Genomic DNA, 24,045 nt, shown 5'->3' with positions numbered 1-24,045 from the left:
ATCGAACCACGCTTTCACTATGAAGACATCCCGCCCATGAACGCCATCACCGAAGCTTTCCTCGCAGCACAACACCCGGCTGCGCCCCGTGTCCCGGAGGGCCGACTCTGGAGCGCCGAGGACTTGCGCGATCCGTACCCGCTCTACGCCGCGCTGCGCGCCAGCGCGCCGATTCACTGGAGTGACACCCTGTTCGGCGGCGCTTGGATCATCAGCCGTCAGCAAGAGGCCGAGTCAGTGTTGCGTGACACGCAGCACTTCTCCGCCCAGCGCACCGGCGGTTGGGTGATGGGCGGTGAGCCCGGCGAAGGTGAGGGCCGCCACAGCCGCCAGGAGCTGACGAAGTTTCAGCAACTCATCTCCCGCGCCTTTTTGTTTGTGGACGGCGCCGATCACGCCCGCCTGCGTGGCCTGCTGCACGCCGGTTTCACGCCTTCGGGGCTGGAGGCGCTGCGCCCGTGGCTGGCCCAGCGCATCGAACAACTGTTGGACGCGCTGGAGGCCGCGCACGCCGCTCGTCCGGAGGAGCCGGTGGATTTCATCCAGCACTTGGCGCGTCAGCTCCCTGCCTGTGTCATCGCCCGTGTGCTGGGGCTGCCGCCGGGGGACGAGGCACGTGTCATGGCTTGGTCGGACGAAATTGCCGTGTTCATCGGTGAGCCAGTGCCCGAGGCCAGCGCCGCTCGGCGCGCCCAGCGCGGGCTGTTGCTGATGGCCGCGTTCCTGGAGCGTGAATTTGCCAACCGTCGCGTCGCTCAGGCGCGTGGCGAAGGCTACGGCGAGGGCCTCATCGGCCTGCTGCTGCAAGCCCAGGACGATGGCCGCATCACCGATGCCGACGAGCTGATGGCCCAGACCACCATGTTGCTGTTCGCCGGCCACGAAACCACGCGCTACCTGCTGGGCAACCTGGTGCAGACGCTGCTGGCTCACCCCGAACAGTGGCAGCGCTTGCAAGCCCAGCCGGATCCCGCGTTGATTCACGCGGCGGTGCGGGAAGTGCTGCGTTACGAATGCCCGGTGCAGTACACCGGTCGGCGCGTGGCAGTGGCGCACGAATTCGCCGGGCAGCGCCTGAAGCGGGGCGATGCGGTGATCGTGCTCATTGGCGCCGCCAACCGGGATGCCGAGCGCTTCGAGCAGCCCGAACGGTTCGACGTCACGCGCCGGGGCCGGGCCTCGCTGGCGTTTGGCACCGGGGCGCATGTCTGCATCGGCGCTTCACTCAGCATGATGGAGGCGGAGTTGGTGCTGGCCGCCGTGTTGCGGCGCTGGCCGGGCCTGCGTTTGGCCGACGCGCAAGCCCAGTGGCAGGGCAACCCGCTTTATCGCGGGCTGACGCGCCTGCCGCTGTGGCTCACGCCAGGTCAAACCGATCCGCGTTCATGACCTTCACCCAAGCCGCGACGAAGTCCTGCACGAACTTCTCGCGGTTGTCGTCCTGGGCGTAGACCTCGGCATACGAGCGCAGCACCGAATTCGAGCCGAACACCAAATCCACCCGCGTAGCTGTCCACCTCACGGCGCCTGTTTGGCGGTCGCGCAGCTCGTAGCTGTTGCGACCGGTGGGGTGCCAGGTGGTGCCCATGTCGGTGAGATTCACGAAGAAGTCATTCGTCAGCGCGCCGACACGATCCGTGAACACCCCGTGGCCGCTGCCACCGTGGTTCGTGCCCAGGACGCGCATCCCGCCCACCAGCACCGTCATCTCGTGCGCCGAGAGTCGCATGAGCTGGGCGCGATCCAGCAGCATTTCTTCCGGTGTCACCGCGTACGGCTGTTTTTGCCAGTTGCGGAACCCATCGGCCAACGGCTCCAGCACGGCGAAGGATTCGGCGTCCGTCTGCTCGGGCGTGGCGTCACCCCGGCCCGGCGCGAAGGGCACGTTCACCGTCACCCCAGCCGCCTGAGCGGCTTGCTCGACACCGACGTTGCCCGCCAGCACGATCACATCCGCCACGCTGGCGCCGAACTCGGCGGCAATCGGCTCCAGCACCGCCAACACCTTGGCCAACCGTGCCGGTTCATTGCCCGCCCAGGCGTTTTGCGGCGCCAGGCGGATGCGTGCGCCGTTGGCACCGCCGCGCTTGTCCGAACCCCGGAAGGTGCGGGCGCTGTCCCAGGCGGTACACACCAGTTCGGCCACACTCAGACCGCTGGCGGCGATCTTGGCTTTCACGGCGGCCACGTCATACGCTGTTGAGCCAGCCGGAATCGGGTCTTGCCAGATCAGGTCTTCAGCCGGCACATCCGGGCCGACGTAACGGGACTTCGGCCCCATGTCGCGGTGCGTCAGCTTGAACCAGGCGCGGGCGAAGGTGTCCGAAAAATAAGCCGGGTCTTGGTGGAAGCGTTCGGCGATCTGGCGGTAAGCCGGGTCCATCTTCAGCGCCATGTCCGCATCCGTCATCAGCGGCATGCAGCGCTGGCTTGGGTCTTCCACGTCCACCGGCTTGTCTTCTTCTCGAATGTCCACCGGCGCCCATTGCCAAGCCCCCGCCGGGCTCTTGGTGAGTTGCCACTCGTGACCCAGCAGCATCTTGAAATAACCGTCGTCCCACTGCGTCGGGTTCGTCGTCCAAGCGCCTTCGATGCCACTGGTGACGGCGTCGCGGCCCACGCCCCGGCTGTTGTGGTTCATCCAGCCCAAGCCCTGCTCGTGCAGCTCAGCACCTTCCGGCGCCGGGCCCAAGTTGGCCGCGCTGCCGTTGCCGTGCGCTTTGCCCACGGTGTGACCGCCAGCGGTCAGCGCCACGGTTTCCTCATCGTCCATGGCCATGCGGGCGAAGGTGGTGCGCATGTCCTGGGCGGTTTTCAGCGGGTCGGGCTGGCCGTCCACGCCTTCGGGGTTGACGTAAATGAGCCCCATCATCACGGCGGCCAGCGGGTTTTCCAGGTTGCGTTCGCCAGAATATCGGCTGCCTTCCCCGCCGCTGGGGGCCAGCCATTCTTTTTCCGAACCCCAATAAATGTCTTTTTCCGGGTGCCAGATATCCTCCCGGCCAAACGCAAACCCGAAGGTTTTGAGGCCCATCGATTCATAAGCCATGTTGCCGGCCAAAATCATCAAATCGGCCCAACTGATTTTGTTGCCGTATTTTTTCTTGATGGGCCAGAGCAGGCGCCGGGCTTTGTCGAGGTTGCCGTTGTCCGGCCAAGAGTTGAGCGGGGCAAAACGCTGGCTGCCCGTGCCGCCACCGCCCCGGCCATCGGCGATGCGGTAGGTGCCCGCCGAATGCCACGCCATGCGGATCATCAGCCCGCCGTAGTGGCCCCAATCCGCTGGCCACCAAGGCTGGCTCTCGGTCATGAGGGCTTGGAGGTCGGCTTTCAGGGCGGCCACGTCCAGTGTTTTCAGCGCTTCGCGGTAGCTGAAGGTGGGGCCCATGGGGTTGGTTTTGTGGTCGTGCTGGTGCAGGATGTCCAAGTTCAGGGACTTGGGCCACCACGCATGCTGACCCATGGCCGCCGAGGTCATGGCGCCATGGTTGAACGGGCATTTTCCGGCAGCGGTTTCAGAGTGATTTTGCATGTCAAGCTCCTGTGGCTCAGAAATACCGTTCCCAGTGAATTGCTTGAAGCGTGGGAATGCGGCTGGAGTGACTTTAGTGGCGCAGCCTATTTTTGTGGGAGCGTGGGCGGTCAATTAAATTCATGGTGCCCATAGACAAAATCCATCCCTTCCCTGCAACGCCGGGTTTTCCCTTGGCGCAATGCCGGGCAAAAGGCGGCGGTGCGGCCATCGCCGGTCGGCGGAGGCTTGTGCGGGGTGCGCCGACGGCGTTGCGCGGTGTCGCAGCCGGCCCGCTGCGGGGCCGCTGCCCGGACGGGCGAGGCGCCCAGCGTCCCAAAGAGGCGCTATTCGGGTTAGCGATGATCTATATCAGGTGGGATAGGCTGTTTCTGACAGGCGCTCGTCAGTCACATGATTTTGAATTATGAATTCACCTGAGTGTCCGCTTCCCAGGAGACAACCAATGACGAACTATGCAGACTTCCACCGCCGCTCCGTCCAGGAGCGCGATGCTTTCTGGGGCGAGCAAGCCCAACTGCTGCACTGGCACAAGCCCTACGAACAAGTCTGTGATTACAGCAACCCGCCGTTCGCCAAGTGGTTTGCGGGTGGCCAGACCAACCTTTGCTACAACGCGGTCGATCGCCACGTCGCCGAGCGCGGCGAGCAAAACGCCCTGATCTTCGTTTCCACCGAAACGAACACCGAAAAAGCCTACAGCTTCGCCGAGCTGCAAGCCGAAGTGCAGCGCATGGCAGCGATTTACCAATCGCTGGGCGTGAAGAAGGGCGACCGCGTCCTGATCTACATGCCGATGATCCCCGAAGCCTGCTTCGCCATGCTGGCGGCAGTGCGCATCGGCGCGATCCACTCGGTGGTGTTCGGCGGCTTCGCCAGCCACTCCCTGGCCAGCCGCATTGATGATGCCCAACCCACCATCGTGGTGAGCGCGGACGCTGGCATGCGTGGCGGCAAGTCCGTGCCCTACAAGCACCTGCTGGACGAGGCCATCAGCCTGGCCACCCACAAGCCGAGCAACGTGTTGATGGTGAATCGCGGCCTGGCCGAGTACGCCAAGACCGAAGGCCGCGATGTGGATTACGCCACCCTGCGCGAGCAAGAGCTGAACACCGTGGTGCCGTGCGAGTGGGTCGATGCCACCCACCCGAGTTACATCCTCTACACCTCGGGCACCACCGGCAAGCCCAAGGGCGTGCAGCGCGACACCGCCGGCTACGCCGTGGCTCTGGCCGCGTCCATGAAGCACATCTACATGGGCAACCCGGGTGAGACTTACTTCTCCACCTCGGACATCGGCTGGGTGGTGGGCCACAGCTACATCATCTACGGCCCGCTGATCAACGGCATGGCCACCATCATGTACGAAGGCCTGCCGACCCGTCCGGACGCCGGCGTGTGGTGGAGCCTGGTCGAGAAGTACAAGGTCACCGTGATGTTCTCGGCCCCGACGGCCGTGCGCGTGCTCAAGAAGCAAGACCCCGAGTACCTCACCAAGTACGACCTGTCTTCCCTGCGCGGCCTGTTCTTGGCCGGTGAGCCGCTGGACGAGCCGACCGCCAAGTGGATCGCCGAAGCGCTGGGCAAGCCCATCGTCGATAACTACTGGCAAACCGAAACCGGCTGGCCGATCCTGGCGATCTGCAACGGCGTGGAGCCGGCCCCGAGCAAGTTCGGCTCGCCGGGCAAGGCCGTGTACGGCTACGACGTGAAGCTCATCGACGAAACCACCGCCGAAGAGATCACCGAACCGGGCAAGAAGGGCGTGATCGCCGTTGAAGGCCCGCTGCCTCCGGGCTGCCTGCAAACCGTGTGGGGCGACGATCAGCGTTATGTGAAGACCTACTGGTCGAGCATCCACAACAAGGTGATGTACTCCACCTTCGACTGGGGCGTGAAGGACGAAGACGGTTACTTCTTCATCCTGGGCCGCACCGATGACGTGATCAACGTCGCTGGTCACCGTCTGGGCACCCGCGAGATCGAGGAAAGCATCTCCAGCCACTCGAACGTGGCCGAAGTGGCCGTGGTGGGCGTGGCCGATCAGTTGAAGGGCCAAGTCGCTGTGGCGTTCGCTGTGCTGAAGGACGTGAGCAAAGCCGCTACGCCCGAGCTGGCCAAGGCGCTGGAAGCCGAGATCATGAAGGTGGTGGACGCCCAATTGGGTGCTGTGGCTCGTCCGGCTTCCGTCAAGTTCGTCACCGTGCTGCCCAAGACCCGGTCGGGCAAGCTGCTGCGCCGCGCCATTCAGGCCGTGTGCGAAGGCCGCGATCCGGGCGATCTGACCACCATGGAAGACCCCGCCGCTCTGCAACAAGTGAAGGATTTGGCCGCTCGCTGAGCGACCGCCAAGTCAACCCAGCCACCCGGTTCCGTTGACCGGGTGACTTCTCATGCCGCCTGATTTTCACAAGTCAGGCGGTTTTTTTTCGCACATGCGGGTGGAGGCGTCAGGTGGCCAGCGCTTGATCCAGATCGGCGAGCAAATCGTCGATGTGCTCAATGCCGACGGACAGGCGCACGGTTTCCTCGCTCACGCCTGCCTTCACCAGTTCTTCCGGTGAGAGCTGGCGGTGCGTGGTGGAAGCCGGGTGCGTGGCCAGGCTCTTGGCGTCGCCGATGTTCACCAGGCGGGTAAAGAGGCCCAGCTTGTCGAGGAAACGCTCGCCGCCAGCGCGGCCACCCTTGACACCAAACGTCAGCAGGCCGGAACCCTTGCCCGAGAGGTACTTTTGCACCAGCGCGTGCTCCGGGTGATCCGGCAGACCAGCGTAGTTCACCCATTCCACGTTCGGGTGGGTTTGCAGGAACTTGGCCACGGCCAGGGCGTTTTCGCTGATGCGATCCATGCGCAGCGCCAGCGTCTCGATGCCTTGCAGAATTTGGAACGCGCTGAAGGCCGGCAGCGCCGCGCCCATGTTGCGCAGCGGCACCACACGCGCTCGGCCGATGTAGGCGGCGGCGCCCAGCGCTTCGGTGTAGACCACGCCGTGGTAACTCACGTCCGGCGTGTTCAGGCGCGGGAAGCGCTCCTTGTGCTCCGCCCAAGGGAACTTGCCCGAGTCCACGATGATGCCGCCCAGCGTCGTGCCGTGGCCGCCCATGTACTTGGTGAGGGAATGCACCACGATGTCCGCGCCGTGCTCGATCGGGCGGCAGAGGTAGGGTGAAGGCACGGTGTTGTCCACGATCAGCGGCACGCCCTTGGCGTGGGCGATGGCGGCAATCGTCTCGAAATCGGTGATGTTGCCCTTGGGGTTGCCCAAACTTTCGACGAACACGGCCTTGGTCTTCTCGTCGATCAGGGCTTCGAAGCTGGCCGGATCGCGGTAGTCGGCGAAGCGGGTGGTGACGCCAAACTGCGGCAGCGTGTGTGCCAACAGGTTGTAGGTGCCGCCGTAGAGCGCACTGCTGGCGACGATGTTGTCGCCGGCTTCGGTGATGGTTTGAATCGCGTACGTCACCGCCGCTTGACCCGAAGCCAGCGCCAACGCGCCGATGCCGCCTTCCAGGGCCGCGACGCGCTTTTCCAGCACGTCGCAGGTCGGGTTCATGATGCGGCTGTAGATGTTGCCGGCCACCTTCAGGTCAAACAGATCGGCGCCGTGCTGGGCGCTGTCGAAGGAGTACGCCACGGTTTGGTAGATCGGCACGGCCACGGCGTGGGTGGTCGGGTCGGGGGTGTAGCCGCCGTGGACGGACACGGTTTCGAAGCGCCAAGTCGGTGAGGTCATGAGCGAGTCTCCTGTGGATGTTGAGGGTGGGGCTGATTTATACCTGCGCCCACCCTCCGACTCACTGAATCAAACCTCAGTAGCTCAGGCGCTGCGCGTTTTACAGGATGGTGAAGTTCTTGTCTGACACATCAAAGAACACGTTGTTGCTGCACTTGATCTTGATGCGGCCCAGGGTGGTGGGGGTGGTTGGCAGCGTCACGGTGGCGCTGCCGGTGTTGGGCACCGCTTTGGCCAAGGTTTGGCTGAAGTTTTGCCCCCCATTGGTGGAGAGGGAGATGTCCACCTGAGCACAAGACACCGGGGCGTTTTGCGTGTTGGCGGGGTTCCATGTCACGCTCAGCGGTGCGCCGCCGGTGTACGAGCCGGTGGCGTTGGGGGCCGTGACCCGGAACGGCCCTGCGGCGGCGCTGACGTTGAAGCGCAAATCGGCTGTGGCCAAGCCGCCCGAGGAGGGGGCGACGCGGTTGTCCCGCACCGTGAGCCGGAAATTCAGTGTCCGGCTGACCTTGGGCAGTTTTTCGCCCAGGGTGGCGCGGTTGGCCAGCAGGTCGGTCAAGCGAGGAAAAACGCGCGTCGAGGATGTCGAGGGCGGATACGAGCGGAACAGGGGGGCGCTGGGCAGGTATGCGCTAGGCGAGCCCCCTGAGCCAAGATTCATCTGTTCCCACTGGTAGGTCAAGCGGTCTCTGTTGGCGTCGGAGCCCTTGCCGGTGAGTTCAAACGGGGTGTCGATGGGGATGGTGAACCCACCCGCTGGCGCAACGGCTTGCGGCGGTGTGTTGCCCGACGCTGTGACCTGGCCACAGGTGGCCCCGACGCCCGTGCGGGTGTACTGCACGATGCGGCTCACGCTGATGGCATGAAAGTTGGCATCGCTGTGCGTTGCGATGTCATCTTTGCCGCAGATGCCAGCGTAGGCCATGATGGTGGTGCCACTGCCGGGTTCGTAAGCTTGGTCTGAGGCGCGGTTACCGTTGCAGGAACCGAGGACGCTGTTGAACGTGTGGTCTGCCCCGAACTGGTGGCCGATTTCGTGGGCGACGTAATCAATGTAAAAAGCGTCGGTGATGGGGTCTTCGGAGCCCGTGACGCCGCCCGCTTTGTAGTCATCGTCGCAGACACCCTCGTAGGCCACACCGCCACCGCCCGTGCTGAGCACATGGCCGATGTCGAAATTGGCGATACCGAGCACCTTTTTCAGCGTCGAGATGTTTTGGCCCAACATCGTCTCGCCATCGTCGTTGGCATAGGGATCGGTGCTGGCGCTGGTGTAGATCAGGGCATCGGTTTTATCCACCAGTTGCAGTCGGATGCCCAGATCCCGTTCGTACACCCCCGTGACCCGGTTGGTGACGTTGACGATTTCGGCCAACACCAGGGCTTTGTTGGTGGAGCTGGCCGCAGGGTCGTGGTACTTGGCGTACTCGCCCGTGGTGGCAAAGGCAATGCGGTAGGTGTAGAGGTCGGTACCGATGCGCGTTGCCGCTGGTGCCGCTTCTGCCACGCTGGGGCGGTGGGACTCGGCATGCGGCGTCGGTAAGAAGCGATCGCCGGGGCGCTTCACCGAGCGGGTCAGGTGGCGGGTGTAGTAGATCTGGTGGCGATCGGCCCGGCTGCGGCTCAGCGGATCGATGTAAACCTCACCTTGCGGTGTGAACACCTGGGCGCGCAGGCCACGCGGGCTGAGGTCGAAGCGGGCGCGGACGTCCGGGCGGCCACTGACGGTGCCGGCAAAGGTGCGGATCTGGGGATAACGTGCCGCCAGCGCCGGGGCCATCACTTCAGTGGCGTGCAACTGGAAGGTGATCAGTTCACCGTTGGGCATCGGCAAGGTCAGGGTCGGCAGGGCTTGACGTGCAGCGGCCTGTGTTTCCGATGGCAACGTGGCCACCAAGCTTTGAACCGCGTGGACGTCCAAGTCAATCAAGCGGGCCTGTGTGGGGCGGATTTGGCGGTCTGGTGCATCCGCTGCTGCCTCGGCCACTTCGACCCAAGGTTGGATCGCATGAGCCGGTGCGGCGGCCAAGCAAGCCAAGCTCAGCAGTGCGGCGTTGGCCACCGTGTTCAGGGTTAAAACGTGTGTACGCATGGAAATCCCTCTCTAAAAAACGAAACAAGGGTAGGTGAATGCGGGGAAAACGGCGAGCCATCTCCGACAATGACAAGCTTTTCTTTTTTCGCCGAACCCGCTCAGAGACTTTGCCATGACCGCACGCACCCTCTACGACAAACTGTGGGACGACCACGTCGTCCACACCGAGGAAGACGGCACCGCCGTGCTCTACATCGACCGCCATCTGGTACACGAAGTCACCAGCCCGCAGGCGTTCGAAGGGCTGCGCGTGGCCGGGCGCAAGCTCTGGCGCGTCAGCTCGGTGGTGGCCACTGCCGATCACAACACCCCCACCAACGGCTGGGAGCTGGGTTACGACGGCATCAAGGATCCGATTTCCAAAGAGCAGATCGTCACGCTGGACGCCAACATCAAAGCGTTTGGTGCTGCGGCCTACTTCCCGTTCATGAGCCAACGCCAAGGCATCGTGCATGTGATGGGGCCGGAAAACGGCGCCACCCTGCCGGGCATGACCGTGGTGTGCGGCGACAGCCACACCTCCACCCACGGCGCGTTTGGTGCGCTGGCACACGGCATCGGTACCTCGGAAGTCGAGCACGTGCTGGCCACGCAAACCCTGCTGGCCAAGAAGGCCAAGAACATGCTGGTGCGCGTGGACGGTGAATGCGCCAAAGGCGTGACCGCCAAGGACATCGTGCTGGCCATCATCGGCAAAATCGGCACCGCCGGCGGCACCGGCTACACCATCGAGTTCGGCGGCTCGGCCATTCGCGCCCTGAGCATGGAAGGCCGCATGACGGTGTGCAACATGGCGATTGAAGGCGGCGCCCGCGCTGGCCTCGTCGCCGTGGACGAGAAAACCCTGGCCTACGTGAAGGGCCGCCCCTTCGCCCCGCAAGGTGTCGAATGGGAGCAGGCCGTGGCCTACTGGCGCACCCTGCACACCGACGAAGGCGCGCACTTCGACAAGGTGGTGGAGCTGGACGCGGCGCAAATCCGCCCGCAAGTCACCTGGGGCACCAGCCCCGAGATGGTGCTGTCCATCGAAGATCGCGTGCCCGATCCCGACAAGGAAAAGGACGCCGTCAAGCGCGGCGCCATGGAGCGTGCGCTGACCTACATGGGCTTGGAGCCGAACAAGGCGATTGCCGACATCCGCATCGACAAGGTGTTCATCGGCTCCTGCACCAACAGCCGCATTGAAGACATGCGCGAAGCGGCGGCGGTGATCCAGCGCGTGGGCGGGCGCATTGCCAGCAACGTGCGGCTGGCGCTGGCGGTGCCGGGTTCCGGTCTGGTGAAGGCGCAGGCCGAAGCCGAAGGGCTGGACAAGGTCTTCAAAGCCGCCGGCTTTGAATGGCGCGAACCGGGCTGCTCGATGTGCCTGGCCATGAACGCCGACCGCCTGGAGCCGGGCGAGCGCTGCGCCTCCACCAGCAACCGCAACTTCGAAGGTCGCCAAGGCAACGGCGGGCGCACCCACTTGGTCAGCCCCGCGATGGCCGCCGCCGCCGCGATGGCCGGCCATTTCGTGGACGTGCGCCGCGTTTCCTGAACTTCACCGGATCACAAGCCATGCAAGCATTCACCCTGCACAAGGGCCTGGTGGCCCCGATGGATCGCGACAACGTCGACACGGACGCGATCATCCCCAAGCAATTCCTCAAGTCGATCAAGCGCACCGGCTTCGGCCCGAACCTGTTTGACGAGTGGCGTTACCTCGACCAGGGCGAGCCCGGCCAAGACCCGGCCAGCCGCAAGCCGAACCCGGATTTCGTGCTGAACCAGCCGCGCTACCAAGGTGCGTCGGTGCTGATCGCCCGCAACAACTTCGGCTGCGGCTCTAGCCGCGAGCACGCTCCGTGGGCGCTGGAGCAGTACGGTTTTCGCGCCATCATCGCGCCGAGTTTTGCGGACATCTTCTTCAACAACTGCTTCAAGAACGGCGTGCTGCCCATCGTGCTGCCGGAAAGCCAAGTGGCCAAGCTGTTCGACGAAGTGTTCGGCTTCCCCGGCTACGCGCTCACCATCGACCTGCCGCGCCAGGTCATCGTCAAGCCAGACGGCACCGAGCTGCCGTTCGACGTGCAACCGTTCCGAAAATACTGCCTGGTGAACGGCTTTGACGACATCGGCCTGACCCTGCGCCACGCCGACAAGATCAAGACCTACGAAGCCGAGCGCCTGGCCAAGATGCCGTGGCTGAACCACACGATGGCCGGCTGAAGCGCACGCGCCCTCTGTTCAACATTCAAAGAAACGAGAACCCCATGAGCATGAAGATTGCCGTGATGCCGGGTGATGGCATCGGTACCGAGATCGTGGCCGAGGCCGTGCGCGTGCTGAACCTGCTGGAGCTGCCGCTGGAGATGGAAACCGCCTTGGTGGGCGGTGCCGCCTACGAGGCTCACGGCCACCCGCTGCCCGAATCGACGCTGAAACTGGCGCAGGAATCTGACGCCATCCTGTTCGGCGCCGTGGGCGATTGGAAATATGACAAGCTGGATCGCCCGCTGCGTCCTGAGCAAGCCATCCTGGGCCTGCGCAAAGCGCTGGGCCTGTTCGCCAACTTCCGCCCGGCGCTGTGCTACGAGCAACTCACCCACGCTTCGAGCTTGAAGCCCGAGCTGGTGGCCGGCCTCGACATCCTCATCATCCGTGAGCTGACCGGCGACATCTACTTCGGCCAGCCGCGTGGCCGCCGCATCGCCACCGATGGCCACTTCCCCGGTGCCGAGGAAGCCTTCGACACGATGCGTTATTCCAAGCCGGAAATCGAGCGCATCGCCCATGTGGCTTTCCAGGCGGCACGCAAGCGCAACAAGAAGGTCACGTCGGTGGACAAGGCCAACGTGCTGGAAACCTTCCAGTTCTGGAAAGATGTGGTGACCGAAGTCCACAAGGAATACCCGGACGTCGAGCTGGAGCACATGTACGTGGACAACGCCGCCATGCAACTGGTGAAGGCGCCCAAGAAGTTCGACGTGCTGTTCACCGGCAACATGTTCGGCGACATCCTGAGCGACGAAGCGGCGATGCTGACGGGCTCCATCGGCATGCTGCCTTCGGCCAGCTTGAACGCCAAGGGCCAGGGCCTGTACGAACCCAGCCACGGCAGCGCGCCGGACATCGCCGGTAAGGGCATTGCAAACCCGCTGGCTACAATCCTGTCTGCTGCCATGATGCTCCGTTTCTCACTCCAACAGCCTGAAGCCGCCGACCGAATCGAGTCGGCTGTGCGCGCTGTGCTGGCGGCGGGCTACCGCACCGCCGACATCTGGAGCGAGGGCACCCAGAAGGTGAGCACGCGCGAGATGGGTGATGCCGTGGTTGCGGCCATCACCGGTAAAACCATTAAGAGCTGACCCAGCTCGGTTTCGTCTCGCCCCACACCTGGACCCCGGCGAAGCGAGCCGGGGCAAGTCAGGGGTCTGGGAACACGCTTCACACAATAGGAAATCTGGAAATGGCACTCGTAGGTCTGGTTGGCTGGCGCGGCATGGTCGGCTCCGTTCTGATGGATCGGATGCAGGCGGAAGGCGACTTCGCGCACTTTGAACCCCTGTTCTTCTCCACCTCCAACGCCGGCGGCGCTGCCCCCAGCATGGCGAAGAACGAAACCACGCTGCAAGATGCGTTCAACATCGACGCCCTGAAGCGCTGCGACATCATCCTCACCGCCCAAGGCGGTGACTACACCAACGAGGTGTACCCCAAGCTGCGCGCCGCAGGCTGGAACGGCCACTGGATCGACGCCGCTTCCTCGCTGCGCATGAAGAATGACGCCGTGATCGTGCTCGATCCGGTGAACATGCCCGTCATCAAGGACGCGCTGGCCAAGGGCGGCAAGGACTGGATCGGCGGCAACTGCACCGTCTCCTGCATGTTGATGGGTGTGGGTGCGCTCTACAAGGCCGGTCTGGTCGAGTGGATGAGCACGCAAACCTACCAAGCCGCTTCTGGCGGCGGCGCCCAGCACATGCGCGAACTGCTGACCCAGTTCGGCACCCTGAACGCCGAAGTGAAGGATCTGCTGGCGGATCCGAAGAGTGCCATCCTGGAAATCGACCGCAAGATCATCGGCAAGCAGCGCAGCCTGACCGCCGTTGAGACCGCCAACTTCGGCGTGCCGCTGGGGGGGTCGCTCATCCCTTGGATCGACAAGGATCTGGGCAACGGCCAGAGCCGCGAAGAGTGGAAGGGCATGGCCGAAACCAACAAAATCCTGGGTCTGGGCGAGGGCTTCGGCTCGGCGGCCATTCCGGTGGATGGTTTCTGCGTGCGCATCGGCGCGATGCGCTGCCACTCGCAAGCCCTGACCTTCAAGCTGAAGAAGGACGTGCCCGTGGCCGACATCGAGGCCATGATCGCCGCCGACAACGAGTGGGTGAAGGTCGTGCCCAACACCCGCGAAGCCACCATTCAGGATTTGACCCCGGTGGCCACCACTGGCACGCTGACCATCCCGGTGGGCCGCATCCGCAAGCTGGCCATGGGGCCGGAATACGTGGGCGCGTTCACCATCGGCGATCAACTGCTGTGGGGTGCCGCCGAGCCGCTGCGTCGCATGCTGCGGATCCTGCTGGACAAGTGATCCAGCGCTTCCAGGCTTGGGGGGCGCTGTTGCCTGCGGGCAACGAAACCCTCCGAGCCCGGTAGCATTGGCGGACGGCATGCCCGTCCGCCGCAGACGGTCGAGTGCGTGGGCGGCGATCACGCTTGTTACAGTGATGGGGCCGCCTGTCGCTTGGCAGGTGTGGTGCAATCACCAGATTTCTGGCTGTGCTGCACGAGAAGCCTGCGCCCATGACGAGCAGCAGCCGTGCCGCTTCAGTTCTATCGCGTTCGGGAGACGCCTTGAAGTACCCCTCATCCATGGCTGCACGTCACATGCTTTCTGCCGTCGCTGCGGCGGCGCTGCTGGTTTGTCATCCTGTTGCTTCAGCCCTGACTTTGGGCAAGCTGACCGTTCAGTCGGCCCTGGGCGAACCGTTGGTGGCCGACGTGGAGGTCTCACCAGCCTCAGCACTGACGAGGCGGCCTCGCTCAAAGCCGGGGTGGCTCCTGTGGAGGTGTACCGCAGTTCAGGCGTGGACTTCAGCAGCACGCTGATCGGCGCACAGGCCAAGCTGGTGCGGCGCCAGGATGGGACGTCTTACATCCGCGTCACGGGGGATCGTTCGATCACCGAGCCGTTTCTCGACCTGATTTTGAATTTTTCGTGGGGTGGGGGAGGGCAACTGCGCCGCTCCTACACCTTGCTCATTGACCCTCGGCCCGTGAGACGGGTTCAGCCGTCGACGCCTGTGGCGCTGTCGGTGGCGCCCCCGGCGCCTGTGGTTGCACCTGCGCCTGCACCCGTGCAGACCACCCCCCCGGTGGTAGAAACACAGGAAGCGCCCCAGTTGGTGGTGGCGCCTGAGCCTGCCCCACAACCCGTGGTTGCGCCTGAACCGGCACCGCAGCCGGTGGTGGCCCCTGAGTCATCCCAACCGGTGGTGACACCGCTGCCAGCACCGGTCGAACCGCCGCCTGCCGGGCGTGCTGCCGAAGCTGCATCGGCGGTCACCGCAGAGGTGCCCGCTCCGGTGCAAACTGGTGCCAGCGTGCCTGGCATGCCAGAGATCACCGTCGATGTGGAAGTCGAGTCGGTGTCTTCGGTGCCCTCGGTGCCACGTGTGACGCCTTCCAAACCACGCCAGTCCCGTCAGAGTGCGCCGACTTCGCCTGTGGAGCCACCGGTCACGGTTGAGAGCCCGTCAGGCGGCGGTGGGGACTACACCATCAAGCCAGGGGATACCTTGGCACGCATCGCCCAAAGCCGGGGGGCCGAAGGGGTGTCGCTGGATCAGATGCTGGTCAGCCTGTACCACGCCAATCAAGATGCGTTTGTGGGCGGCAACATGAACCGCCTGCGGGCCGGTGCTGTCTTGACGCTGCCTGATGCCGAGACCGCACGCAGCGTGTCGCCTACCGAGGCCCGCCGCGTGGTGCGGGCCCACAGCGCCGACTTTGCCGCCTTCCGCCAATCGCTGGCCAGCACGGTGCCGGTGGCGGTCGAGGCACCAACGACGCGCCCAGCGGGCAGTGGCCAAGTCGAAGCGGCTGTGCGTGACCAAGTGGCGCCGTCGGGCACGGGGGACAACTCGCGCCTGCTGCTGTCCAGTGGCGGTGTCAAGCCGGGGGTGGATTCGCCCGAAGCGCGTGCTTCCAAAGAAGCAGAACGCCGGGCGTCCGAAGAGCGTCGGTTGGAGTTGAGCCGCAATGTGGCCGACTTGGGCAAACTCACCAAACCCGGCGCGCCTGGCCCGGAAACCAGCGCATCGGTGGCGTCGACGGCAGCGGCCATGGGCCTGCCAGCGTTGCCAGTGACGCCGGTTTTGCCGCCGGCCAGTGCGGCAGCGTCCGAGGTAGATGCCGCCAGCGCCCCGCCGCTGGCGGCCATCCAACCGCTGCCTGAAGCGGCGTCGGTCCCGATGGAAGCTGCCTCGGCGGCTTCGGACGTGGCCGCCTCCCAGCCTCCCGTGGCGCCACCTGCACCCGTAGCCCGGCCACCTGAGCCGGAAGACGACTGGCTGGCGATGTTGTCCGATTTCGCCCTGCCCATCGGGGCGGGCTTGGTGACGTTGCTCATGGGGTGGGGGGCCATGCGCTGGTGGCGCCGCCGGCGCGAGAACGCCACCGAAACATCGTTCTCTGAAAGCAAGCTGCAAGCCGATTCATTCTTCGGCGCCAGCGGTGGGCAGCGCGTGGACACCCGCGAAAGCAGCGCGCCGGCATCGAGTTCGTTGAGTTACTCGCTGAGCCAGTTGGATGCGATCGGCGACGTGGATCCCGTGGCCGAGGCCGACGTTTACTTGGCCTATGGCCGGGATCTCCAAGCCGAGGAAATTCTCAAGGAAGCCCTACGCACCGATCCGCACCGTTTGGCCATCCGCATGAAACTGTTGGAGGTGTACGCCAAGCGTGAGGACGTGCGCAACTTCGACGTTCAGATGGAGGAGGTGCGCGAGATCACCGGTGGTTTGGGTGAGGAGTGGGAGCACGCGCTGGAGCTGGGGCGCTCGCTTGACCCAGCCAATCCGGAGTATCAAGTGTCCGGCTTGGGCGCCGTGGTCGATCTGGATTCAACCACCGACGGCCTGCACGACGATCCGACGCCGACATTGCCGTCGCCGCATTCGGTGTCGCTGGATGACACGTCCAGCGGGTTGGAGCTGGACATCGATCTGTCGTCCAGCAAGTTCACCACCCTGGATGAGGCCCCGGCCCCCGCACCAAGAGCCTCTGCACCGGTTCCGCTGGACATTCCGGTGCCCGCGCCCGTTCCAATGGCGCCTGAGCTGGAGCCGATGCCCATGCCAGAGCCTGTGCAGGCGCCTGTTCCGGCCCCCGCACCGGCCCCGAGCCCTTCGGGCATGCTCGATCTGAACATGGACGACATGCTGTCGTTCCCTGCCCTTGGCAGCACTCCCGCGCCAGCGCCTGCACCCGCCCCTGTGGCGGCGCCAGCGCCTGCGCCCAAGCATGACGATGGTGGGTTGGATTTTGATTTCAGCAGCCTGTCCCTCGATTTGGGCCTGAGCCCGACACCGGCGCCTGCCCCTGTCCCCACGCCAGCCGCCCCTGCCGTGGCCATGGCTGCGCCTGTGGTCGAACCTCCTGCGCCGACTCCAGCCCCAGCCCCAGCGCCTGCCCCGGCTGCTGGCGGGGAAATGGACATGCTGACGTTCGACCTGTCTGGCATCGACCTGCCGGCGTTCAACACCGCGCCGACCCCGGCACCGGTGTCCGTGTCGGCGCCTGATCCACTGCCGTTTGCTGCACCGGCACCCGTGCCAGCGCCAGAACCCATCCCCGTGGCCGAGCCCACGATGATGGAGCTGGATTTCGACATTCCACCGACCAACGTCGAGGATGTGTTGGCAGGCGTGGCCGCAGCCGAAGCGGATGCGCCTGGAGATGAAGCGCTGACACAGAAGATCGATCTGGCCGCCGAATTCCGTGATATTGGCGATGACGAGGGTGCCCGCTCGCTGCTCGAAGAGGTCATGGCCGGCGGCAACGCAGCCCAGCGCGCACGGGCTCAGGCCATGCTCAATGAGTTGTCCTGACGGTAGACCCGGGGATGCGGCGCTGCGCCGCATCGCCTTGGGGGTGAGTTACGTCGGGCACGCTTACCACGGCTGGCAAAGCCAACCCAGCGGGCGCACGGTTCAGGATCACCTGGAGCGTGCGCTCGCACAGTTTGCGGCCCAGCCGATCCACACTTTGTGCGCAGGCCGCACTGACACGGGCGTTCACGGCCTCAACCAAGTCGTGCATTTCGACACGCCCGTGCAGCGCGAGTTGTTTTCCTGGGTGCGCGGCACCAACCGCTATTTGCCGCCGGACATCGCCGTGCAGTGGTGCCGCGAAGTACCTCGGCGCTTTCATGCCCGTAACAGCGCACGGGCCCGGCGTTATGCCTACGTGTTGCTCGAATCCCCCGTGCGGCCAGCGCTGGAGGCGGGGCGCTGCGGTTGGGTGTTCCGCCCGCTGGACGGATCGGCGATGCAGGCAGCAGCCGACCGCTTGATCGGTGAACACGATTTCAGCTCGTTTCGCTCGGCAGAATGCCAGGCCCTGTCGCCCATCAAGCAGATGCGGCGCCTGGAGGTGTCCCGGCGCGGGGCGTACTGGCGCTTCGACTTCGAAGCCAGCGCTTTTTTACACCACATGGTCCGCAACATCATGGGATGCTTGGTGGCGGTGGGCACCGGCGCACGGGCACCGCACTGGATGGGCGACGTGCTGGCTGCCCGCAGCCGCGATGCGGCGGCCCCGACCTTCATGCCCGATGGCCTGTATTTTCTCGGCCCGGTCTACGATGCTGAACTGGATTTGCCAACGCACGTCCCAACGCACGATTGGCTGCCCTGATTCCTCTTTTTTGTACCTCTCATAAAAAAACCGTCGAAAGACAGCCAGACATGAACGTTCCAGACATCCACCGCACCCGCATCAAAATCTGTGGCCTCACACGCGAAGTCGATGTGGACGAGGCGGTGGCCTGCGGGGCGGACGCCATCGGTTTCGTGCTGTACGAACGCAGCCCGCGCCATGTCACCCCGCAGCGTGCGGCCGAATTGGTGCGCCGCTTGCCGCCTTTCGTCATGCCGGTGTGTTTGCTGGTGAACGCCAGCCCCGAGTTGCTGGCCGCCACGCTGGACGCTGTGCCCAACGCCCTGCTGCAATTCCACGGCGACGAAACGCCCGAAGCTTGCCGCGTTTCTGGCCGCCCGTACTTGCGCGCCGCTCGCATGGCGCCCGGCTTCGATTTGCTAGACTTCGCCGCCCGCCACCCCGATGCCACCGGCCTCCTGCTCGATGCGCATGTGGAAGGTTATGGCGGCGGTGGAAAGGTGTTCGATTGGTCACTCATTCCTGCAAACGTGCCCTGTCCGGTCGTTTTGTCTGGTGGGTTGAATCCTGCAAACGTGATCGATGGGGTGATGGCGCTGCGGCCTTGGGCCGTGGACGTCAGCTCCGGCGTTGAATCGGCCAAGGGCATCAAGGATGCTGCGCTGATGCGCCGATTTTGCGAGGCGGTGCGCGAGGCTGATGCCCGCATCGCCGATTCGCTCACCTGAATGCAGGTTCAAAGGATTCTTCTGTGTTTGACTACCAACAGCCCGATGCTTCGGGCCACTTCGGCCCGTATGGCGGCAGTTTTGTGTCCGAAACCCTCGTCCACGCGCTGGACGAGCTGAAAGCCGCTTACGCCCACTACCGCAACGACCCGGAATTCATCGCCGAATTCCGACGCGAACTGGCGCACTTCGTTGGCCGACCCAGCCCGGTGTATCACGCGGATCGGCTCTCGCGGGAGATTGGCGGCGCGCAAATTTTCTTGAAGCGCGAAGACCTGAACCACACCGGCGCCCACAAGGTGAACAACACCATTGGCCAAGCGCTGCTGGCCAAGCGCATGGGCAAGCCGCGTGTCATCGCGGAAACCGGCGCCGGCCAGCACGGCGTAGCCACGGCCACCATCTGCGCCCGCTACGGCCTGGAGTGCGTGGTGTACATGGGTTCGGAAGACGTCAAGCGCCAGAGCCCCAACGTCTACCGCATGCACCTGCTGGGCGCCAAAGTGGTGCCGGTGGAGTCGGGCAGCAAGACGCTGAAAGACGCCCTGAACGAAGCCCTGCGTGACTGGGTGACGAACGTCGAAAACACCTTCTACATCATCGGCACCGTGGCCGGCCCCGCGCCTTACCCGGCGATGGTGCGGGACTTCCAGCGCGTCATCGGGGATGAATGCCTGGTGCAGATGCCCGAAATGATTGGCCGCCAACCCGACGCAGTGATCGCCGCTGTGGGCGGGGGCTCGAATGCGATGGGCATCTTCTACCCCTACATCCCGCACGAAGGTGTGCGCCTGATCGGCGTGGAAGCCGCTGGCCTAGGCCTGAATTCGGGCAAGCATGCGGCCAGCATTTCTGCCGGTTCGCCCGGCGTGCTGCACGGCAATCGCACCTATTTGTTGCAGGACGAAAACGGCCAGATCATCGAAACGCACTCGGTGTCGGCGGGGTTGGATTACCCCGGCGTCGGCCCCGAGCACGCTTATTTGCATGACATTGGCCGCGCCGAATACGTCGGCATCACCGATGAGGAGGCGCTGGCCGCCTTCCATCGCCTGTGCCGCACCGAGGGCATCATCCCGGCGCTGGAGTCCAGTCACGCGGTGGCCCACGCCATGAAACTGGCCGCCACCATGCGCCCCGATCAACACTTGCTGGTGAACCTGAGCGGTCGCGGCGACAAGGACATCGGCACCGTGGCCGACCTCTCCGGCGCCGACTTCTTCTGCCGCCCCTCGTGCCGAGGCCAGAGCGTCAAGGGGTCGAGCGAGGCCATGATCGCCATTGCCAAGAAAGAAGGGGGCGCGTTATGAGCCGCATCGCAGCCACATTTGCCGCACTGAACGCAGCGGGCCGCAAGGCGCTGATTCCCTACGTCTGCGCCGGTGACCCGTACCCGGACGCCACGGTGGACGTGCTGCACGCCCTGGCCGCTGGCGGCGCGGATGTGATCGAGTTGGGCGTGCCCTTCTCCGATCCGATGGCCGATGGCCCGGTGATTCAGAAAGCCGCTGAGCGTGCCTTGGCCCACCACATTGGCATGGTGCCGGTGCTGGACTACGTGCGTGCGTTCCGCCAAACCAACACCACCACGCCCGTGGTGCTGATGGGCTACGCCAACCCGGTTGAGCGCTACGACCAGAAGCACGGCCCCGACGCTTTCGTGAAAAATGCCGCCGAAGCCGGCGTGGATGGCGTGCTGATCGTCGATTACCCGCCTGAGGAGTGCGCCGAGTTTTCGGCCAAACTCAAGGCCCACGGCCTCGACCTCATCTTCTTGCTGGCGCCGACCTCGACGGAAAAGCGGATGCAGCAAGTGGGGGCAATCGCAACGGGGTACGTTTACTACGTTTCCCTCAAGGGTGTGACGGGCGCGGGCCATCTGGACACCGACGCGGTCGCGCAAGCGGTGCCCCGCATTCGTCAACATGTGAAGGTGCCGGTGGGCGTAGGCTTCGGCATTCGGGATGCGGCGTCGGCGCAAGCGGTGGGCCGGGTGTCCGATGGCGTGGTGATTGGCTCGCGCCTGATCCAGATTTTGGAAGCCCAACCCCGCGAAGGCGTGGCCGCCGCCGCGCAAGGCTTTTTGAGTGAGATTCGCAGCGCGCTCGACGCGCTGTGATGCAACCGGGCTGGCGGTGGCCAGCCATCGCCACATTGGCAACAAGGAGTGATCCATGAGCTGGCTTGAAAAACTGCTGCCCCCCAAGATTCAGCAAAAGACCGACACGAGCGAGCGCCGCTCGGTGCCCGAGGGCTTGTGGATCAAGTGCCCGGCCTGCGAATCCGTGCTCTACAAGACCGATTTGCAGCAAAACCTCAACGTCTGCCCGAAGTGCAGCCACCATCACCGCATCGGGGCGCGTGAGCGTCTGAACGGCTTTTTGGACGCCGAAGGCCGCTACGAAATCGGCCAAGAGGTGCTGCCCATCGATCCGCTGAAGTTCAAGGACAGCAAAAAGTACCCCGAACGTCTCAAAGCCGCGCTGGAAGACACCGGCGAAACCGACGCCCTGGTGGTGATCGGTGGTGCCGTGATGAGCGTGCCCGTGGTGGCCGCCTGCTTCGAGTTCGACTTCCTGGGTGGCTCGATGGGCTCGGTGGTGGGTGAGCGTTTTGTGCGTGGCGTGGAAACCGCCATCGAACAAAAAGTGCCCTTCATCAGCTTCACCGCCACGGGCGGCGCACGGATGCAAGAAGGGTTGTTCAGCCTGATGCAAATGGCCAAAACCAATGCGGCGCTCACCCGCTTGGCCAAAGCCAAACTGCCTTATATCAGCGTGTTGACCGATCCGACGATGGGTGGCGTGTCCGCCAGCTTCGCGTTTGTGGGGGACATCGTCATCGCTGAACCCAAGGCGCTGATCGGTTTTGCCGGCCCGCGTGTGATCGAAAACACCGTGCGCGAAAAGTTGCCGGAAGGCTTCCAACGCGCCGAATTCCTGATGCAAAAGGGCGCGGTGGACATGATCACGGATCGTCGCCAACTGCGCCAAACCATCGCCCATCAACTGGCGATGTTGCAACGCCAAAGCGCCGACGCGGTCGCCTGACGCCTGCGTTTTCGTTTCAGCGCCCCGGTGAGCCCACGGCCCGCCGGGGCGTTGTGTTTCAGACATGATGCCGCCCATGACGACCGATTTCGCCGCCCCCCAAACCCTGGCCGACTGGCTGGCTCACTGCGAGCGCCTGCATCCCAAAACCATCGACATGACGTTGGATCGCGTCGCTGCTGTGCGGGATCGCTTGGGCCTGCGCTTTCAGGTGCCTGTGATTGCCGTGGCCGGCACCAACGGCAAAGGCTCGACCTGCGCCATGCTGGACAGCATCGCCCGCGCCGCCGGTTGGCGTGTGGGGTTGTACAGCAAGCCGCATCTGGTGCATTTCACCGAGCGTTGCCGCTTGTTGGGCGAGCAGATCGCGCCCGAAGCTCTGGTGCCGCACTTCGCCGCCGTGGAGGCCGCACGCGGGGACACGACGCTGACCTATTTCGAATTCACCACCCTGGCCATCGCCCGGGCGCTGGCCGAAGCGGAGCTGGACTTGGTGATTTTGGAAGTCGGCCTCGGTGGGCGCTTGGACGCGGTGAACATTTTTGATGCCGATTGCGCCGTCATCACCAGCATCGACATCGACCACGTCGATTACCTCGGCCCGGATCGCGAAAGCATTGGCCGGGAAAAGGCGGGCATCTTGCGCGCTGGGCGCCCGGCGATCATCGCCGACCCGGTGCCACCGGCCAGCGTGTTGGCGGTGGGCGAGCAGCTTGGCGCCGATCTGTGGCTTGTCGGGCGCGATTTCAACCATTCGGGCGACCGCCAGCAGTGGAGCTGGGCCGGGCGCGGGCGGCGGTTCCATGCGCTGGGCCATCCGGCGTTGCGTGGCGCCAACCAGTTGCTGAACGCTTCGGCGGCGATTGCCGCTCTCGAAGCCCTGCGCGAGCCAGTGCCGGTGACGGCGCAAGCGATTCGCCAGGGCTTGGCCATGGTCGAATTGCCGGGGCGTTTCCAGATCGTGCCGGGCCAGCCGACGCTGGTGCTGGACGTGGCGCACAACGCCCAAAGCGTGGCTGCACTGGCGCTCAACCTCGACCAAATGGGGTTTGCTCCGCGCACCCACGCCGTGTTCGGCGCCATGCACGACAAGGACTTGGCCGCCATCGTGCAACGCATGAACCCGCTGGTGGATGCGTGGTACCTGACCGATTTGCCCCTGCCGCGTGCCGCCAAGGCCCAGGAGCTGGTGGAGGTGATCGCCCCGATGGCCGCCGCACGCGGCGTGGCACCGCCGGCCACGTGGGCGAGCTTTGCGTGCCCGACCGAGGCCTTGGCCGCTGCCGTGGCGGCGGCAGACCCGGCTGATAGAATCGTTGTATTCGGCTCGTTCTACACAGTCGGCGGCGTCTTGGAAGAGGGTTTACCCCGACTGAGTGCGCCGCATCAACCCTGATGACGCCGGCCCTTCTGATGTTCGGGGCCTTTCGCTGTGTCCCGGGTGCATTTTGGGCACCCGTCACCCCGCATGGAAGCTCTCTCCCATCTGAAGTCAACGTTGCGAGCGTGGCCCGGTCGCCTTCGCGCCCGCTGGCGTCGGCCAGCCCCCGCCTATTCGGCCAGCGCGTCTGAGCTGGCGCGCACCCGCGCCCGGCGCCGCTGGATCGGCACCGCCATGCTGTGCGTGCTGGGCGTGATCGTGCTGCCCATGGTGTTCGAAGGCAAACCGCGCCCAGCTTCCCAAAACCTGGTGGCCCCAGTGCCTGCACCCGTGCCCGAAGTGGCCGTGACGGGTCGCGGTGCCACCCAAGATGGCCGTTACGTGGTGCAGTTGGGGCCCTTTCCGGACGATGCACAGGCCCGTAACGTGCGTTTGCAAATTGAAACCCTGGGCATCAAGACCTATGCCCAGGTGCTGGAAGCCAATGGCGTCCGCCGTGTGCGGGTGCGTGTCGGGCCGTTCGGCAGCAAAGCCGAGGCCGACAAAGTGGCTCACCGACTCAAAGCCGCTGGATGGAGCGGCAGCGTGGTGGCGCTGTGAGGCAATAGCCGCCCCGGTCACCTTCCCTTTGTTGATTGC

The 24,045-nt window shown here is 64.7% G+C and carries 16 protein-coding genes and 1 pseudogene; 14 read left to right on the top strand and 3 right to left on the bottom strand.

Features of this window, described 5'->3' with window-relative positions; translation table 11 throughout:
• The first annotated feature begins 36 nt into the window (after positions 1–36).
• Positions 37–1,389, top strand: a complete 1,353-nt coding sequence (locus tag VITFI_RS14680; RefSeq protein ID WP_089417606.1) for a cytochrome P450 — start codon at positions 37–39, stop codon at positions 1,387–1,389.
• On the opposite strand, the gene katG is transcribed toward VITFI_RS14680, so the two are convergent.
• Positions 1,358–3,532, bottom strand: a complete 2,175-nt coding sequence (gene katG, locus VITFI_RS14675; RefSeq protein WP_089417605.1) for a catalase/peroxidase HPI — start codon at positions 3,530–3,532, stop codon at positions 1,358–1,360. The genes VITFI_RS14680 and katG overlap by 32 nt on opposite strands.
• Before the next feature lie 445 nt (positions 3,533–3,977).
• On the opposite strand from katG, the gene VITFI_RS14670 reads away from it, so the two are divergent.
• Entirely contained in the window at positions 3,978–5,873 is a 1,896-nt protein-coding gene (locus tag VITFI_RS14670) for a propionate--CoA ligase (protein WP_089417604.1), read from the top strand.
• A 109-nt stretch (positions 5,874–5,982) separates the two neighbouring features.
• Here VITFI_RS14670 and VITFI_RS14665 read toward each other — a convergent pair whose 3' ends face one another.
• Positions 5,983–7,266, bottom strand: coding sequence for an O-acetylhomoserine aminocarboxypropyltransferase/cysteine synthase family protein (locus tag VITFI_RS14665; protein ID WP_089417603.1), 1,284 nt, complete (start codon positions 7,264–7,266; stop codon positions 5,983–5,985).
• A 100-nt stretch (positions 7,267–7,366) separates the two neighbouring features.
• Positions 7,367–9,358 carry a reprolysin-like metallopeptidase gene (locus VITFI_RS14660; protein ID WP_089417602.1) on the bottom strand — a complete coding sequence of 664 codons (1,992 nt, stop codon included), beginning with the start codon at positions 9,356–9,358 and terminating at the stop codon, positions 7,367–7,369.
• 115 nt (positions 9,359–9,473) lie between these two features.
• On the opposite strand from VITFI_RS14660, the gene leuC reads away from it, so the two are divergent.
• The 12 genes and pseudogenes from leuC to VITFI_RS14600 all read left to right on the top strand — a co-directional run bounded on the left by leuC (position 9,474) and on the right by VITFI_RS14600 (position 24,006).
• Positions 9,474–10,898: a 3-isopropylmalate dehydratase large subunit gene (leuC, locus tag VITFI_RS14655; protein WP_089417601.1), complete on the top strand. Its 1,425-nt coding sequence runs from the start codon at positions 9,474–9,476 to the stop codon at positions 10,896–10,898.
• Between the two features lie 20 nt (positions 10,899–10,918).
• Positions 10,919–11,569, top strand: coding sequence for a 3-isopropylmalate dehydratase small subunit (leuD, locus tag VITFI_RS14650; RefSeq protein ID WP_089417600.1), 651 nt, complete (start codon positions 10,919–10,921; stop codon positions 11,567–11,569).
• A gap of 44 nt (positions 11,570–11,613) precedes the next feature.
• Positions 11,614–12,708 carry a 3-isopropylmalate dehydrogenase gene (leuB, locus tag VITFI_RS14645; protein ID WP_198301509.1) on the top strand — a complete coding sequence of 365 codons (1,095 nt, stop codon included), beginning with the start codon at positions 11,614–11,616 and terminating at the stop codon, positions 12,706–12,708.
• Between the two features lie 101 nt (positions 12,709–12,809).
• Positions 12,810–13,937, top strand: coding sequence for an aspartate-semialdehyde dehydrogenase (asd, locus tag VITFI_RS14640; RefSeq protein WP_089417599.1), 1,128 nt, complete (start codon positions 12,810–12,812; stop codon positions 13,935–13,937).
• Positions 13,938–14,016: 79 nt separating this feature from the next.
• Positions 14,017–17,457 (top strand): FimV/HubP family polar landmark protein, encoded by a 3,441-nt coding sequence (locus VITFI_RS14635; RefSeq protein WP_089417598.1) that lies wholly within the window; start codon positions 14,017–14,019, stop codon positions 17,455–17,457.
• Positions 17,444–18,265 (top strand): tRNA pseudouridine(38-40) synthase TruA, encoded by an 822-nt coding sequence (gene truA, locus VITFI_RS14630; RefSeq protein WP_089417597.1) that lies wholly within the window; start codon positions 17,444–17,446, stop codon positions 18,263–18,265. Before VITFI_RS14635 ends, truA begins: the two co-directional genes overlap by 14 nt.
• Positions 18,266–18,315: 50 nt before the next feature.
• Positions 18,316–18,975 carry a phosphoribosylanthranilate isomerase gene (locus tag VITFI_RS14625; RefSeq protein ID WP_198301508.1) on the top strand — a complete coding sequence of 220 codons (660 nt, stop codon included), beginning with the start codon at positions 18,316–18,318 and terminating at the stop codon, positions 18,973–18,975.
• 23 nt (positions 18,976–18,998) lie between these two features.
• Positions 18,999–20,186 (top strand): annotated as a pseudogene (gene trpB / locus VITFI_RS14620) (tryptophan synthase subunit beta); the annotation flags it as partial.
• A 95-nt stretch (positions 20,187–20,281) separates the two neighbouring features.
• On the top strand, positions 20,282–21,094 hold the full coding sequence (trpA, locus tag VITFI_RS14615) for a tryptophan synthase subunit alpha (RefSeq protein WP_089417595.1): 813 nt from the start codon (positions 20,282–20,284) through the stop codon (positions 21,092–21,094).
• A gap of 55 nt (positions 21,095–21,149) precedes the next feature.
• Complete coding sequence (gene accD, locus VITFI_RS14610; RefSeq protein ID WP_089417594.1) at positions 21,150–22,025, top strand: acetyl-CoA carboxylase, carboxyltransferase subunit beta; 876 nt, start codon at positions 21,150–21,152, stop codon at positions 22,023–22,025.
• A 76-nt stretch (positions 22,026–22,101) separates the two neighbouring features.
• Complete coding sequence (folC, locus tag VITFI_RS14605) at positions 22,102–23,421, top strand: bifunctional tetrahydrofolate synthase/dihydrofolate synthase (RefSeq protein WP_089418184.1); 1,320 nt, start codon at positions 22,102–22,104, stop codon at positions 23,419–23,421.
• Positions 23,422–23,493: 72 nt separating this feature from the next.
• Complete coding sequence (locus tag VITFI_RS14600; protein WP_089417593.1) at positions 23,494–24,006, top strand: SPOR domain-containing protein; 513 nt, start codon at positions 23,494–23,496, stop codon at positions 24,004–24,006.
• Positions 24,007–24,045: the final 39 nt, after the last annotated feature.

The sequence above is a fragment of the Vitreoscilla filiformis genome, assembly GCF_002222655.1.
Lineage (GTDB): Bacteria > Pseudomonadota > Gammaproteobacteria > Burkholderiales > Burkholderiaceae_C > Ideonella > Ideonella filiformis.
The sequence above is the reverse complement of the archived record's forward strand: the minus strand, read 5'-3'. Positions and strand labels throughout refer to the sequence as shown.

What these genes read in the sequence shown, in the direction of transcription:
- VITFI_RS14680 (WP_089417606.1), top strand. Translation starts at nt 37, where the DNA reads ATGAACGCCATCACCGAAGCTTTCCTCGCAGCACAACACCCGGCTGCG.
- katG (WP_089417605.1), bottom strand. Translation starts at nt 3,532, where the DNA reads ATGCAAAATCACTCTGAAACCGCTGCCGGAAAATGCCCGTTCAACCAT.
- VITFI_RS14670 (WP_089417604.1), top strand. Translation starts at nt 3,978, where the DNA reads ATGACGAACTATGCAGACTTCCACCGCCGCTCCGTCCAGGAGCGCGAT.
- VITFI_RS14665 (WP_089417603.1), bottom strand. Translation starts at nt 7,266, where the DNA reads ATGACCTCACCGACTTGGCGCTTCGAAACCGTGTCCGTCCACGGCGGC.
- VITFI_RS14660 (WP_089417602.1), bottom strand. Translation starts at nt 9,358, where the DNA reads ATGCGTACACACGTTTTAACCCTGAACACGGTGGCCAACGCCGCACTG.
- leuC (WP_089417601.1), top strand. Translation starts at nt 9,474, where the DNA reads ATGACCGCACGCACCCTCTACGACAAACTGTGGGACGACCACGTCGTC.
- leuD (WP_089417600.1), top strand. Translation starts at nt 10,919, where the DNA reads ATGCAAGCATTCACCCTGCACAAGGGCCTGGTGGCCCCGATGGATCGC.
- leuB (WP_198301509.1), top strand. Translation starts at nt 11,614, where the DNA reads ATGAGCATGAAGATTGCCGTGATGCCGGGTGATGGCATCGGTACCGAG.
- asd (WP_089417599.1), top strand. Translation starts at nt 12,810, where the DNA reads ATGGCACTCGTAGGTCTGGTTGGCTGGCGCGGCATGGTCGGCTCCGTT.
- VITFI_RS14635 (WP_089417598.1), top strand. Translation starts at nt 14,017, where the DNA reads ATGCCCGTCCGCCGCAGACGGTCGAGTGCGTGGGCGGCGATCACGCTT.
- truA (WP_089417597.1), top strand. Translation starts at nt 17,444, where the DNA reads ATGAGTTGTCCTGACGGTAGACCCGGGGATGCGGCGCTGCGCCGCATC.
- VITFI_RS14625 (WP_198301508.1), top strand. Translation starts at nt 18,316, where the DNA reads ATGAACGTTCCAGACATCCACCGCACCCGCATCAAAATCTGTGGCCTC.
- trpA (WP_089417595.1), top strand. Translation starts at nt 20,282, where the DNA reads ATGAGCCGCATCGCAGCCACATTTGCCGCACTGAACGCAGCGGGCCGC.
- accD (WP_089417594.1), top strand. Translation starts at nt 21,150, where the DNA reads ATGAGCTGGCTTGAAAAACTGCTGCCCCCCAAGATTCAGCAAAAGACC.
- folC (WP_089418184.1), top strand. Translation starts at nt 22,102, where the DNA reads ATGACGACCGATTTCGCCGCCCCCCAAACCCTGGCCGACTGGCTGGCT.
- VITFI_RS14600 (WP_089417593.1), top strand. Translation starts at nt 23,494, where the DNA reads ATGGAAGCTCTCTCCCATCTGAAGTCAACGTTGCGAGCGTGGCCCGGT.